Source organism: Simonsiella muelleri ATCC 29453, from assembly GCF_002951835.1.
Lineage (GTDB): Bacteria > Pseudomonadota > Gammaproteobacteria > Burkholderiales > Neisseriaceae > Simonsiella > Simonsiella muelleri.
Window position 1 is genome coordinate 161,351 of sequence record NZ_CP019448.1, and the last position, 12,312, is coordinate 173,662.

Annotated in this window: 17 protein-coding genes and 2 tRNA genes; 4 read left to right on the forward strand and 15 right to left on the reverse strand. The window is 41.3% G+C overall.

The features are described 5' to 3' along the window. Positions 1-38 precede the first annotated feature (38 nt). The 5 genes from BWP33_RS00775 to htpX form a co-directional block, all read right to left on the reverse strand. A complete protein-coding gene (locus BWP33_RS00775) occupies positions 39-653 on the reverse strand; it encodes an acyltransferase family protein (protein ID WP_002641271.1) in 615 nt (204 codons plus the stop codon). Between the two features lie 249 nt (positions 654-902). Continuing rightward, complete coding sequence (locus BWP33_RS00780; RefSeq protein WP_002641270.1) at positions 903-1,106, reverse strand: heavy-metal-associated domain-containing protein; 204 nt, start codon at positions 1,104-1,106, stop codon at positions 903-905. 59 nt (positions 1,107-1,165) lie between these two features. Continuing rightward, positions 1,166-1,555 carry a VanZ family protein gene (locus tag BWP33_RS00785; protein WP_002641269.1) on the reverse strand — a complete coding sequence of 130 codons (390 nt, stop codon included), beginning with the start codon at positions 1,553-1,555 and terminating at the stop codon, positions 1,166-1,168. After that, a complete protein-coding gene (locus tag BWP33_RS00790) occupies positions 1,552-1,770 on the reverse strand; it encodes a hypothetical protein (RefSeq protein ID WP_002641268.1) in 219 nt (72 codons plus the stop codon). Before BWP33_RS00790 ends, BWP33_RS00785 begins: the two co-directional genes overlap by 4 nt. Before the next feature lie 154 nt (positions 1,771-1,924). Beyond that, the gene (gene htpX / locus BWP33_RS00795) at positions 1,925-2,773 is read right to left on the reverse strand and encodes a protease HtpX (protein ID WP_002641267.1); all 849 of its coding nucleotides are present in this window, start codon (positions 2,771-2,773) and stop codon (positions 1,925-1,927) included. Between the two features lie 189 nt (positions 2,774-2,962). On the opposite strand from htpX, the gene fabD reads away from it, so the two are divergent. After that, positions 2,963-3,895, forward strand: coding sequence for an ACP S-malonyltransferase (fabD, locus tag BWP33_RS00800; RefSeq protein WP_002641266.1), 933 nt, complete (start codon positions 2,963-2,965; stop codon positions 3,893-3,895). A 57-nt stretch (positions 3,896-3,952) separates the two neighbouring features. Beyond that, positions 3,953-4,699 (forward strand): 3-oxoacyl-ACP reductase FabG, encoded by a 747-nt coding sequence (fabG, locus tag BWP33_RS00805; RefSeq protein ID WP_002641265.1) that lies wholly within the window; start codon positions 3,953-3,955, stop codon positions 4,697-4,699. A gap of 203 nt (positions 4,700-4,902) precedes the next feature. Here fabG and BWP33_RS00810 read toward each other — a convergent pair whose 3' ends face one another. The 8 genes from BWP33_RS00810 to BWP33_RS00845 form a co-directional block, all read right to left on the reverse strand. Further along, entirely contained in the window at positions 4,903-5,124 is a 222-nt protein-coding gene (locus tag BWP33_RS00810; protein ID WP_002641264.1) for a hypothetical protein, read from the reverse strand. Then, the gene (locus BWP33_RS00815) at positions 5,102-5,335 is read right to left on the reverse strand and encodes an RNA-binding S4 domain-containing protein (protein ID WP_002641263.1); all 234 of its coding nucleotides are present in this window, start codon (positions 5,333-5,335) and stop codon (positions 5,102-5,104) included. The genes BWP33_RS00810 and BWP33_RS00815 overlap by 23 nt, the downstream gene beginning before the upstream one ends. Positions 5,336-5,390: 55 nt before the next feature. Continuing rightward, positions 5,391-5,465, reverse strand: a tRNA-Glu gene (locus BWP33_RS00820). Between the two features lie 19 nt (positions 5,466-5,484). Continuing rightward, positions 5,485-5,561, reverse strand: a tRNA-Arg gene (locus BWP33_RS00825). A 272-nt stretch (positions 5,562-5,833) separates the two neighbouring features. Further along, complete coding sequence (locus BWP33_RS00830; protein ID WP_002641262.1) at positions 5,834-6,643, reverse strand: carbon-nitrogen hydrolase family protein; 810 nt, start codon at positions 6,641-6,643, stop codon at positions 5,834-5,836. A gap of 20 nt (positions 6,644-6,663) precedes the next feature. Beyond that, positions 6,664-7,389, reverse strand: coding sequence for a uracil-DNA glycosylase family protein (locus BWP33_RS00835; protein WP_002641261.1), 726 nt, complete (start codon positions 7,387-7,389; stop codon positions 6,664-6,666). After that, positions 7,383-7,814 carry a ribosomal protein S18-alanine N-acetyltransferase gene (gene rimI, locus BWP33_RS00840; protein WP_002641260.1) on the reverse strand — a complete coding sequence of 144 codons (432 nt, stop codon included), beginning with the start codon at positions 7,812-7,814 and terminating at the stop codon, positions 7,383-7,385. The genes BWP33_RS00835 and rimI overlap by 7 nt, the downstream gene beginning before the upstream one ends. Then, complete coding sequence (locus BWP33_RS00845; RefSeq protein ID WP_002641259.1) at positions 7,814-8,029, reverse strand: DUF1653 domain-containing protein; 216 nt, start codon at positions 8,027-8,029, stop codon at positions 7,814-7,816. Before BWP33_RS00845 ends, rimI begins: the two co-directional genes overlap by 1 nt. Before the next feature lie 225 nt (positions 8,030-8,254). Between BWP33_RS00845 and BWP33_RS00850 the strand changes: the two genes are divergently transcribed. Both BWP33_RS00850 and BWP33_RS00855 read left to right on the forward strand, forming a co-directional pair. Next, the gene (locus tag BWP33_RS00850; RefSeq protein WP_002641258.1) at positions 8,255-9,166 is read left to right on the forward strand and encodes an ABC transporter ATP-binding protein; all 912 of its coding nucleotides are present in this window, start codon (positions 8,255-8,257) and stop codon (positions 9,164-9,166) included. After that, positions 9,163-9,921, forward strand: a complete 759-nt coding sequence (locus tag BWP33_RS00855) for an ABC transporter permease (protein WP_002641257.1) — start codon at positions 9,163-9,165, stop codon at positions 9,919-9,921. The genes BWP33_RS00850 and BWP33_RS00855 overlap by 4 nt, the downstream gene beginning before the upstream one ends. A gap of 88 nt (positions 9,922-10,009) precedes the next feature. Here the strand turns inward: BWP33_RS00855 and BWP33_RS00860 are convergent, their stop codons facing one another. Together BWP33_RS00860 and BWP33_RS00865 are read right to left on the reverse strand one after the other, a co-directional pair. Continuing rightward, positions 10,010-10,546 (reverse strand): NUDIX hydrolase, encoded by a 537-nt coding sequence (locus BWP33_RS00860; protein ID WP_040628641.1) that lies wholly within the window; start codon positions 10,544-10,546, stop codon positions 10,010-10,012. Positions 10,547-10,652: 106 nt separating this feature from the next. After that, on the reverse strand, positions 10,653-12,143 hold the full coding sequence (locus tag BWP33_RS00865) for an alanine/glycine:cation symporter family protein (protein WP_002641255.1): 1,491 nt from the start codon (positions 12,141-12,143) through the stop codon (positions 10,653-10,655). Positions 12,144-12,312 lie beyond the last annotated feature (169 nt).

Genomic DNA, 12,312 nt, shown 5'->3' on the forward strand with positions numbered 1-12,312 from the left:
AAGAATAAAACGAAATGGATAAATTTTTTTTCTAAATATTACATAACATAATAATAATAAAATTGAAAAATAAATTCAAGTTTGAATCCCCATAAATCAAAATGCGTGAATAAACTTAATATAATTAAGGTGAAAATAGACATTTGAATAGGCAATGCTTTGCCATGAAATAACTTATATAAAGTTAGTAAAATGATTGGGAAAACAAAATAAAATTGTTCTTCTAATGACAATGACCAAATATGTTGCAAAGGCTTATCCATAGATGCGCCATCAAAGTAGCCACTTTGCTGCGCAAAATACAAATTGGCGCTGAAAAATAGTGAATAAACTGCTGATTGGAATAATTGAGTCGTGTCTTGCGGAATAGAAAAATAATGGAATACAAACAACGTTGCCATCAACACAATCAGAAAAATAGGCAGAATTCGTTTGGCACGTTTTTTGTAAAAATGAACCAATGAAAATGCGCCTGTCTGCATGTCATGGAACATGATTCCCGTAATCAAATAGCCCGAAATCACAAAAAAAATATCCACACCTAAAAAACCACTTGGTAACCAATTGGCTTGTGTGTGAAAAATCATTACTGAAAGCACAGCAATGGCTCTTAATCCATCAATTTCAGGGTGATAGTTAAATTTGTTGGGCATAATTTAAATATTGTAGTCGCTTAAAATTAAAAATACTACCGTGTTATCGGTTTCTTTATGTACTTAGAACCTGTGTTCGTAAGATTGATGATTTAATTTTATTGACAATTTTTGCGAATACAAGGCGACTAAGATTATGAAAATAGGTTCTTACATATTAGACACCAAATTGCATCAGAAACAAAAAATCAGGCAGCCTGAAAAAAGATAAATTCTTTTAGGTTGCCCGATGTTATTATTTTTTGTGAATTAGGCTGCAGTGAAACCCAAGTTATTCACCGCTGCTTTGAAAGCTTCTGCATCAAAATCATCGCCGTGTGTGATAATAGCAAAACCCTGTTCATAGTTTACGTTTACAAATTTCACACCTACAACAGATGCTGTGTTTTCAGCTACTTTATCTGCATCGGCTTTATTACTCAAACCAGTGATGGTCATTTTAGATTGTGACATAGTGTTATAACCTCGTATGTAGAAATAAAAGAGTGAGAAAATAAACCAAACAACGCTAATCATGCCTTTTTTTCGTCAGATTGTCTAGTAAAAATTTCAGATGCTTTTTGTGCAAATAATAAAGCAATGCTCGCGCCAAACATATCCGCTACGCCGTCCCAAAAGTCTGCATCACGCGTGGTAGTTAAGGTGGCTTGAGCGCATTCCGTTCCGAATGCCAATATCAGCATCACTACCCATAAACTCATATACGGTACACGCATTTTTGCCGCCAAAAAAGCCCGTGCCAACAACCAAGTTTGACAAAAAAACAACAAAAAATGCGCCACTTTGTCAAAATATGGAAACAATGACACACCATCAGGCGATGATTCTCGCAGCAATCCATACGTAATCAGCCCAAACCACATTAATGCAAAAATAAACCATTTATTTTTCATAAATTTCATTGTTCGGTGTCCTGTAAAAATTCGGTGCATAACATGGTCATTTTTTCAAACTTGCCACCACGTTGTTGTAAAATTTGCAGCCATTGACGTACAGTTTCGGCGTTAGGGGTTTGGTCAAGTGTGCATTCGTTGAGCAGAAAGTCCAACGTTTCGCGTACTTCAGCAGAAGATGCGGTTTGAATAAATTGGGTTATTTCAGTGAAATCAGACATCATGGTGTTCTTAATTTTTTGATGATAATTGGGTTTTCAGGCTGCCTGAACTATGTCAATTTTGCCAACCATCGTGGGGCAATTCAGAGTGGGTATGGCGGCGATACGCCATGTTCTCCCATTTAAAGAAAACCATATTTCAGGCAGCCTGAAAATATTATAAACGTTGTAAACGCGCAATGCGATTATCTAAACTTGGGTGAGTACTCATCAGTGAATCTTTTTCTTCGCTGGCAATGCCCATCGCGCTCATGTCGGCTGGTAACATACTGCCATGACCTTTCAAACGCTGCAATGCCGCAATCATCTTCGGCGCACCCACTAATTTTGCTGCACCTGCATCGGCGCGGTATTCGCGTTGGCGGCTAAAATAATACACCACAATACTCGCCAGAAAACCAAACAACATTTGCAAAATCATGTTTACAATAAAATAAGTTCCTGTATTGTTTGAACTACTTTCGTTATTATTGTTGCTGGAAACCAAACTTGCAATCAATCGCGCTAAAAACACCACAAATGTATTGACCACGCCTTGAATTAAGGTCAAAGTAACCATGTCGCCATTGCCAACGTGTGCCATTTCGTGTGCCAACACCGCTTCCACTTCATCGCGTGTCATGCCGTGCAGCAAGCCTGTACTCACCGCAATCAATGAGCTGTTTTTGGTCGCACCAGTCGCAAACGCATTTAATTCAGGTGAATCATAAATCGCCACTTCAGGCATATTCAAATTCCATTGTCGGGCTTGATGGGCAACTGTATCCAACAGCCATTGTTCCACTTCGCTTTGTGGTTGAGTGATAACTTGTGCGCCAACTGATTGTTTTGCCATGTATTTTGATAAGAGTAACGAAACAATAGAACCTGTAAAACCCACTACCGCCGCGCTTGCCAACATACTACCCATGCCGTGTGTTCGGTTAAGACCCAAAATACTCAAAATAATGCTAATCACTAATAAAACTGCTAAATTGGTAACCAAATATAAAAAAACGCGTTTCATTGTATTGTGTCCTTATGAATTTTTTTTGATGAGTAGAAAGCGTGTATTATGGCAAAATTTGTTTTAAATGGAATGGCAAGAATGTAAAATCTATGCAAATTCATAAGTAATCATTTTTCATCAATACATTTTCAGGCTGCCTGAAAATGTATTCATTTTATTTAAATTATATTTTAGGAAATCAAAAATATGGCATTTGCTTTTTTCTTTGCAGGACAAGGTTCACAAAGTTTGAACATGATGAGTGGTTTTGATGGCGTGGCGGTGGTGCGCGATACCTTCAGCGAAGCATCAGATGCACTCGGACAAGATTTGTGGGCAATGATGAACGGCGATAATACAGAAATCATCGCTCAAACCGTGAACACACAACCATTGATGTTGGCAGCGGGTGTGGCAACTTACCGTGCTTATTTGGCAGCTGGTGGTGCCAAACCTGTGGCGTTGGCTGGGCACAGTTTGGGTGAATATTCGGCTTTGGTGGCTTCAGGCAGCCTGAATTTTACCGATGCAGTGAAATTGGTTCGCAAACGTGCGGAATTGATGCAATCTGCCGTACCACAAGGCGTAGGTGCAATGGCAGCGATTTTGGGTTTAGGTGTGCATCAAGTCCGTGATATTTGCGCCGCCGCCGAACAGGGCGATGTATGTGAAGCCGTGAATTTGAATTCGCCCGAACAAACTGTTATCGCTGGTAACGCCGCAGCTGTAGAACGTGCCATGGTTGCTGCTAAAGATGCAGGCGCAAAACGTGCTTTGTCGCTGCCCGTATCGGTGCCATCGCATTGTCGCTTGATGAAATCGGCGGCGGACGAATTGGCGGAATATTTGAAAAATGTGGCTTTCAGGCAGCCTGAAATTCGTGTGATTCACAATGTGGACGTGGCAACGCATCAAACCGTAGATGAAATCAAAAATGCGTTGGTACAACAATTGTATCGTCCCGTTCGTTGGACAGAAACCGTGAATTTATTGGCGCAAGAAGGTGTTATGCAAGCGGCGGAATGTTCACCAGGCAAAGTATTGGCAGGTTTGGCAAAACGCATTCATAAAGAAATGGTTTGTGCTGCACTGGTTTCGCAAACAGCCATTGACGAATTCATCACAGCACAATCTATTTAATTATTTGAAATTATTTTTCAGGCAGCCTGAAATATTATTAATAGGAAAATCATACAGATGACTACACAAAATCTCACAGGCAAAATTGCACTTGTTACGGGTGCATCACGTGGTATCGGCGCAGCGATTGCGGATACTTTGGCACAAGCGGGTGCAACCGTTATTGGTACTGCCACATCTCAAAGCGGTGCAACCGCGATTGGCGAATGTTTGGCGCAATGGGGTGGGCACGGTCGTGCTTTGAATGCGGCAGATTCAGGCAGTGTTGAAAATTTAATTGGCGAAATTGAAAAGGAATTTGGCAAACTGGATATTTTGGTGAACAATGCAGGCATAACGCGTGATAACTTATTGATGCGTATGAAAGATGATGAATGGGACGAGATTATGAATGTGAATTTGAAATCCGTTTACCGCGCCAGCAAAGCCGTGATGCGTGGCATGATGAAGCAGCGCACTGGACGCATCATCACGATTACATCGGTAGTCGGCACGATGGGCAACGCAGGGCAAACCAACTATGCTGCTGCTAAAGCCGCGTTACAAGGATTCAGTAAATCGCTGGCACGTGAAGTAGGTTCGCGCGGGATTACTGTCAATTGTGTTGCTCCTGGATTTATTGACACCGACATGACCCGTTCTTTACCCGAAGAGACGCGCAAAACCTTTGAAGCGCAAACCGCATTGGGTAAATTCGGTGAAGCGCAAGATATTGCTGATGCGGTGTTGTTTTTGGCATCCGACCAAGCGCGTTACATCACTGGACAAACGCTGCACGTTAATGGCGGTATGTTGATGCCGTAATCCTTTTTCAGGCAGCCTGAAACCTTTGCAAAACCCCATATTTGGTGTATTTCTTTGGGATGTACTTCTCTAACTTTTGAAAATATTTAAATATTATCTGTGTGTTATGTAGTGCTGTTGCTTTGAATTGCACTTAAATTTATAAAGTTTTGCAAAGGTTTCAATTTGCCTAAAATAATCACAAAAATCTGAAATATCACGTTTTAGCTTTTTGTTGATTTGTTTTGCGAAGGTTTCAGGCTGCCTGAAAGCATAAATTCACGTAAACGGACTTGTTGTGCATCGTATTTGGCTTTTTCGGCATAATACAAATTTTGGATACAAGCATCGCCACACTCGCTGCCACAGCATTCCCAACTTTCAGGGCGGACGGGTTCGGGAAGTAGTGTTTCGGGGAAATCTTCAATCTTCGGGGTCATAGCCATCACACACTTCCAAAATGACGTTTGAAAATTCAATTACATCGCCGCCACGAATTTTAGCGGTTTTGCGTATTTCTACTTTACCATTGCGCAGAACTTTGCCAGATGCGATGGCATTTTTGGCTTGTCCACCACTTTCCACTAAACCTGCTAATTTTAATAAATCGCATAATGCGATGTACTCTTGTTCTTCCAAATAAACATTTGCGTTCATGTTTGTTCTTTCATGCAAAAAAACCTGTTTCAAAACGAAACAGGTTATTAAAAATTGGCACGCCCACGGGGAATCGAACCCCGGTTACCGCCGTGAAAGGGCGATGTCCTAACCGCTAGACGATGGGCGCGGATAAAAACTTTTCTTGGTGGCGCACCCGGAGCGATTCGAACGCCCGACCCTTTGGTTCGTAGCCAAATACTCTATCCAACTGAGCTACGGGTGCAGTTCTTAACGCTGTTCTGTTTGCTGCGTTAATCAAGAAAGGTTGAATTATAATAATCAATACAAAATTTGTAAAGTGATATTTGCGATATTTTTTTGTATTATTCCTGCATTTTTTTGATTTTTAATCATTTTAATTTTATGGTCTGTGGTGAATTTGTTTTCAAACGCAACAAGTCAGGCGAAGTGGAGTGGGTATGGCGGCGATACGCCATGTTTCTCCAAATCAAAAAAATTTATTTTATATGATGAATAATGACTATCAAAAAAATTCTATTTAAAAATAATGTGTTGTAATGCTGGCAATTTTTCCCGAACCTCCGCCACACGTTGCGCTTGAATCTGCGCCATCACCACGCCTGCATTTTCAGGCAGCATCGCTACCACTTCGCCCCACGGATCAATAATTATACTATGCCCAAACGTGCGACGACCGTTACTGTGTTTACCACCTTGCCCCGATGCAATCACATAACATTGATTCTCCACCGCTCGCGCTCGCAATAACAATTCCCAATGTGCCATGCCCGTCGTATGCGTGAATGCAGCTGGCAGCAAAATTACATCAAAAGGCTGTTGCAAACGAAAAAATTCAGGAAAACGCAAATCATAACAAATGCCTTGTGCCACACGCCAACCATCAATCTTCAATTGTGGCAAAGTGTTACCTGCAATGATGGTATTGGATTCGGCGTAATGTTCTTTATCATTTTGGTAACCAAATAAGTGAATTTTATCGTAGCGACTCACACATTCACCATCTCGCCCATACACCAACATCGTATTAAAAATTTTATTATTTTCATGACTTTGTAATGGAATTGAACCGCCAAATAAAATGATTTGGTACTGCTTTGCCCATTGACTCATGGCACGTTGCAATTGTCCTTGCCCAAACGGTTCAGCAATGGCGATTTTGTCGGTGTCGTGTTGCCCCATAATCGCCCAATATTCAGGTAATAACACCCAATCTGCACCTTGTTCGGCGGCTTGGGCAATATATTTTTGTGCAGCGTTCAGATTGTCCGCCACATTGTGTGATGACACCATTTGTATCACTGCAACATTCAGATTTTTTTGCATTGTTTTAATTCCGTGTGTTTTCAGGCTGCCTGAAGAAATTGCTGTAATTGTTGCAACGTTTCCCACGCGCTGCGTTTTAAGGTTGGATCATTCAAAATGCGCTGAGGGTGGGGAATGTAAAACGTTGGGGCAACAGGTAATTGCGCTTTCACATCGTCGCGCTCAAAAAAATTGCCCATCAACAACAAAGCTTTTGCACCACACAATTGCCATTCTGCTTGAACGCGTGGCGCGGCTGCCTGAACGGCTTCGGTTGGCGGTTTCGGGCTGAAGTCAGGCAAATCTTTCAGCCATGAACTTAACCAAACATCTTTTTGATTCAATTGGATAGCCGCTAACATTTTCGTGAACAATTCACCGTCTGAACCGCTTAATAATTGACCCGCCACCACATCTGCAGGCGATGCACACACGCTTAACGCCATCACTCGCGCTTTGGGTACTGATAAGATTTTCAGATAATTTTCAACTGAATCAGTAGAATATTTTGGCAAAATAGGCGCATTGTTTTCAGGCAGCGTTTCGGGTTGTAACGTGGCACTGTTGATTTTTTGCAACACCGCCAAACGCGATGCCGATATGGTTTTAGACTGTTCTTTTCGCTTAACCATGGGCGGCGAATGTGGTACACGTGCAGACAATAACTCGCGATTTTCAAGCTGACCAATGATTTTCGCACTTTGTTTAAGCCACATTGCGCCCAACCCTAAGGCTTCATGTAGATGAATATAGCGGCTATCTAACATATTTTCTCCATGATTACAGCATCTTCCGTGTTATTGTAATACCGTTTGCGTAAGGCGATTTCGTGGAACCCAAATTGCGTGTACAACGTTTGTGCAACAACATTACTGACACGAACTTCTAACAAAATGCGGCTGATTTGCTGATGACGGGCAGCCTGAAACATTTGTGCCAACAATGCACTCGCCACACCTTGACGGCGAAATTTTGGCGCAGTTGCAATCAAATGCAGCTCCATTTCATCGCAAATTGTCTGCCACACAATAAATCCCATGCACTCACCATATTCATTTTCATGAATTAATACAGAGTCATGCACAGATTCGCAGGCTGCCTGAAACTGTTTGACCGTCCACGCAGATGGATTATCATACGAATCCAATTCGGCTAACGCAACACAATCACTTACATTCGCTACGCGTATCATCAAAAGGCACGCTCCAATGCAAAACGCGGCACACCATTTATTGTCTCGGTGAACACACCAAGCGGTCGCACCCACACACCATAATCACCATACAATGCACGATAAACCACTAATTCTTCTTCGGTTTCACTGTGTTTGGCTATTTCCAAAACTTCGTAGAGATTGCCTTTGTAGTGGCGATAAATACCACGCACAATAAGATTTTGTTGTTTCATATTAATTAATTATTTTTGTTAATGTTAATTAACCATAACGATAAAACATGAAATGGTACACTCATTATTTCATCAAAATTCAGCATTTCCAATAACAATTTTTCAATGAATTGATGTTTACCATCGTGCTTTTATTTCCATTCATTTTTGTGATGATTTCCTTTTCAGGCTGCCTGAAAAATCTTTCGTGTATAATAACGTATTCAATACAAAATTCACATAACCATGAACGCATTAACCATCAATCAAGCGGTTAAAACATACGCCAACGGCTTCACTGCACTTAAAGGCGTTAGTTTTGATGTGCAACAAGGCGAATTTTTTGCCTTACTAGGCGCAAACGGTGCGGGCAAAACCACTCTCATTTCCGCCATTGCAGGACTGAATCGACTCTCTTCAGGCAGCATTCAAGTCATGGGGTATGACGTGCAAATGCAATCTACGCAAGCGCGTATGAATTTGGGGTTAGTCCCACAAGAATTGGTGTTTGACCCATTTTTCAATGTACGCCAAATTTTACAAATCCAATCAGGCTACTTCGGCATTCGCAAAAACAATGATTGGATTGACGAAATGCTGCATCATCTAGGCCTAACAGACAAAGCCAATACCAATTTACGCAATTTATCAGGTGGCATGAAACGCCGTGTGATGGTCGCACAAGCCCTTGTACATCGTCCGCCACTGATTATTTTGGACGAACCCACAGCAGGTGTGGACGTGGAGTTGCGCCACAGCTTGTGGGCATTTATGCAAACCCTCAATCAACAAGGGCACACCATTATCCTGACTACCCACTACCTAGAAGAAGCCGAACAATATTGCGGACGAATTGCCATGCTCAAACAAGGCAAATTAGTCGCATTGGACACAACCGAACATTTATTAAATGCGGAACAAAATGTGCGTATTCAATTACAATTATCAGACAAGCTGCCTGAAAACTGGCAAATATATTGCATTCAACTTATTGAATCTAATACATTTATTGTTGAATTAAAGGATTACAATCAAATCGCCGAACTTTTAGGCTGCCTGAAAAATGCCCGCATTCATATTCACAAAATGCACATTTTAGAAAATGATTTAGAACACATTTTTTTGAGTCTCAATACGGAGCAATTGGCATTAATATGATTGGATTTTATACTTTATTTCTTAAAGAAGTTAGGCGTTTCACAAAAGTATGGTTGCAAACCATTGGCTCGCCTATTTTAACCGCCATTTTATATCAACTGATTTTTGCTCATGCCATTGGGCAACATATCGAAGCCTTACCCCATGTTTCGTACAACGCATTTTTGATTCCTGGATTGGCAATGATGAGCATAACGCAAAATGCGTTTGCCAACACATCATCCAGCTTGATGCAATCACGTTTAACGGGAAATTTGGTATTTATTTTGCTGACACCGCTTTCACCATTCACATTATTTAGCGCATATACGGCTGCGGCGATGGTACGCGCCTTGATGGTCGGATTTGGGGTTTTATTGGCGATGGCACCATTTGGTTTGCCATTTCCTGCGCACGGAATTTTAGCGTTAATGTTTGTGCTTTCAGGCTGCCTGTTGATGGCATCATTGGGTTTAATTGCTGGGATTTGGGCGGAAAAATTTGACCAATTGGCGACATTTCAAAATTTTCTGATTATGCCCTTAACTTTTTTGTCTGGTGTATTTTATTCGCTACACAGCTTGCCCACATTTTGGCAAACCGTGAGTCATGTAAATCCAATTTTTTATTTAATTGATGGATTTCGTTATGCATTTTTTGGCGTATCCGACACATCACCCACATTATCATTGGCAATCACTTGGGGATTTGCCTTAAGTGTATCGGCAATAGCATATGGATTATTACGAAAAGGTTGGAAATTACGACAAAATTAATATATAGTCATTTAAAATAAAAAATTACAAGAAAACAACGCTCTCCGTGTAAAAATAATACATGAGAGCGTTGTCAACGTGAAAATGACTATACCTTTTCACTTAACCAATATTGCAAGGCAATCAATGTTTTGCCATCACAAATCTCACCATTTTTGATGGCTGCCTGAACTTCAGCACGCCCCATCAATACGGTTTCTACAAATTCATCTTGGTCTGGCGATAAGGTGCTTTCGGCACGAATATTCACTGCACGATACAAATGAATCACTTCATCACAAAATCCAGGTGCAGTATAAAATTTCATCACAAATTCAACTTGTTCTGCACAATATGGGGTTTCTTCTGCCAATTCGCGTAATGCGCATTGTGCTGGGTCTTCGCCCACGTCCAATTTGCCAGCAGGTACTTCCAATAATGCGCCACCCGTTGCATATCGCCACTGACGTACCAACACCACTTGGTCATCATCGGTTACCGCCAATACACAAGTCGCGCCCGAATGACGCACCACCACACGACTGGATTCCCCACCATTGGGTAAACGCACAGTGTCTTGATAAATATTCAAAAAACCACCTTCTAATAAGGTGCGACTGGCAATTTGCGTTTCTTCTAATTGCATCATGAATTTATCCTTATTCAAAAATATATTTGTAAAACAATGGCTCACATTTTCAGGCAGCCTGAAAGATTTTTTTGTCGTGTACTTTCAGGCTGCATCCATTCAATTACCAAATATTATTTTTAATTTTACGTTTTAATACAGGGTGTTCGGATAATTTGAATTCAGGGTCTTTGCCCAATTTCAATTTTACCGTGTAATCTTTTGCCAGCAACAACACCAATTTGTACAACAGTGCAATCACCACTAAATTAATCAACGCCATAATCCCCATCATCAAATCCCCCGAATCCCATACCAAATCCGATTGACTCACCGCGCCAAAATACACAAATCCCAACGCCAATAAACGGAAAATCAATAAAACAATTTTATTGTTGGCAATAAATTGTACGTTTGATTCTGCATAAGCATAATTACCAATAATCGTGGAAAAACAGAATAATAGCAAAACTGCCATCAGGAAATAACGTCCCCATTCGCCGACGTGATGCACCAATGCCGATTGTGTCAACATCATGCCATTGCCTTTTGCTGCCGCCAAAACCGCAGGGTCAGCCAATAAAATAATAAACGCCGTGCAAGAACACACAATAATTGTGTCCACAAACACACCCAACATCTGAATCAAACCTTGTGATGCTGGGTGTTTCACATCAGCCGCCGCCGCCGCATTAGGCGCAGAACCTTGCCCCGCTTCGTTGGAGTACAAACCGCGTTTAATCCCCAACATCATTGCTTGCGAAATCAATCCACCTAATAAACCGCCACCTGCCGCTTTAAATGTAAATGCGTCTGTAAAAATCAATTGCAACATCGCAGGAATAGCACTCAAATGAGTCAGCATTACCCAAATTGCCATCAATAAATACAAACCAGCCATCACAGGCACCATGCCTTCTGCCACCAATGAGATGCGTTTTAGTCCACCAAAAATAATCGGCGCAACCAACAGCGTCAAAACCACCGCTACGATGTGATGAAAATTTTGCCCTTTCCATGCCATTTCATCAAGATGCGTAACTGATTGAATAGAAACACCAATCATATTCGCTTGAATCGCGTTGTACACCAAACCAAAACACAAAACCAAACTGATGGAAAACACCACGCCCAACCATTTTTGTCCCAAACCTTGTTCAATGTAATACGCTGGGCCACCACGAAATAAACCCGTGTTTTTATCACGAATTTTGAATAATTGCGCCAAACTGGATTCTGCAAACGCCGAACTCATGCCAATTAATGCCGTCAGCCACATCCAAAACACCGCACCTGGCCCACCTGTGGTAATCGCAATTGCCACACCAGCAATATTGCCCGTTCCCACACGACTCGCCAAACCCACCACAAATGCTTGAAATGCCGTGATGCCATGTGGATCAGACGGATTTTGGCGGCTGCCCGTCATCTCTTTGATGCTTCGACCAAATAGACGCAATTGCACAAATCCCGTACTCATCGTGAAAAATAAACCCACACCAATCAAAATCCACACCAGCCAATCCCACAAAGGACTACTAACCGAATTGACCACGCAATGAACACTACTTAAAAAACTTTCTTGCGCCGAACACGCTAACTCTTTGTTATACATATTAATTAAACCTATCCAACTATTTTTCTAATGAAAGATACGGATTGTAATCTAAAAAATGTTGTTTCGTGCAATAAATATTGCGCCACAAAAAACAGCATATTTGCCACAATCATTTTCAGGCAGCCTGAAACAGAATCCATTACAAAAATAATCTCATTCAAAAAAT

Bases quoted from the DNA above. Each gene is read 5' to 3' on its own strand.
- BWP33_RS00775 (WP_002641271.1), bottom strand. From the start codon at position 653: ATGCCCAACAAATTTAACTATCACCCTGAAATTGATGGATTAAGAGCC.
- BWP33_RS00780 (WP_002641270.1), bottom strand. From the start codon at position 1,106: ATGTCACAATCTAAAATGACCATCACTGGTTTGAGTAATAAAGCCGAT.
- BWP33_RS00785 (WP_002641269.1), bottom strand. From the start codon at position 1,555: ATGAAATTTATGAAAAATAAATGGTTTATTTTTGCATTAATGTGGTTT.
- BWP33_RS00790 (WP_002641268.1), bottom strand. From the start codon at position 1,770: ATGATGTCTGATTTCACTGAAATAACCCAATTTATTCAAACCGCATCT.
- htpX (WP_002641267.1), bottom strand. From the start codon at position 2,773: ATGAAACGCGTTTTTTTATATTTGGTTACCAATTTAGCAGTTTTATTA.
- fabD (WP_002641266.1), top strand. From the start codon at position 2,963: ATGGCATTTGCTTTTTTCTTTGCAGGACAAGGTTCACAAAGTTTGAAC.
- fabG (WP_002641265.1), top strand. From the start codon at position 3,953: ATGACTACACAAAATCTCACAGGCAAAATTGCACTTGTTACGGGTGCA.
- BWP33_RS00810 (WP_002641264.1), bottom strand. From the start codon at position 5,124: ATGGCTATGACCCCGAAGATTGAAGATTTCCCCGAAACACTACTTCCC.
- BWP33_RS00815 (WP_002641263.1), bottom strand. From the start codon at position 5,335: ATGAACGCAAATGTTTATTTGGAAGAACAAGAGTACATCGCATTATGC.
- BWP33_RS00830 (WP_002641262.1), bottom strand. From the start codon at position 6,643: ATGCAAAAAAATCTGAATGTTGCAGTGATACAAATGGTGTCATCACAC.
- BWP33_RS00835 (WP_002641261.1), bottom strand. From the start codon at position 7,389: ATGTTAGATAGCCGCTATATTCATCTACATGAAGCCTTAGGGTTGGGC.
- rimI (WP_002641260.1), bottom strand. From the start codon at position 7,814: ATGATACGCGTAGCGAATGTAAGTGATTGTGTTGCGTTAGCCGAATTG.
- BWP33_RS00845 (WP_002641259.1), bottom strand. From the start codon at position 8,029: ATGAAACAACAAAATCTTATTGTGCGTGGTATTTATCGCCACTACAAA.
- BWP33_RS00850 (WP_002641258.1), top strand. From the start codon at position 8,255: ATGAACGCATTAACCATCAATCAAGCGGTTAAAACATACGCCAACGGC.
- BWP33_RS00855 (WP_002641257.1), top strand. From the start codon at position 9,163: ATGATTGGATTTTATACTTTATTTCTTAAAGAAGTTAGGCGTTTCACA.
- BWP33_RS00860 (WP_040628641.1), bottom strand. From the start codon at position 10,546: ATGCAATTAGAAGAAACGCAAATTGCCAGTCGCACCTTATTAGAAGGT.
- BWP33_RS00865 (WP_002641255.1), bottom strand. From the start codon at position 12,143: ATGTATAACAAAGAGTTAGCGTGTTCGGCGCAAGAAAGTTTTTTAAGT.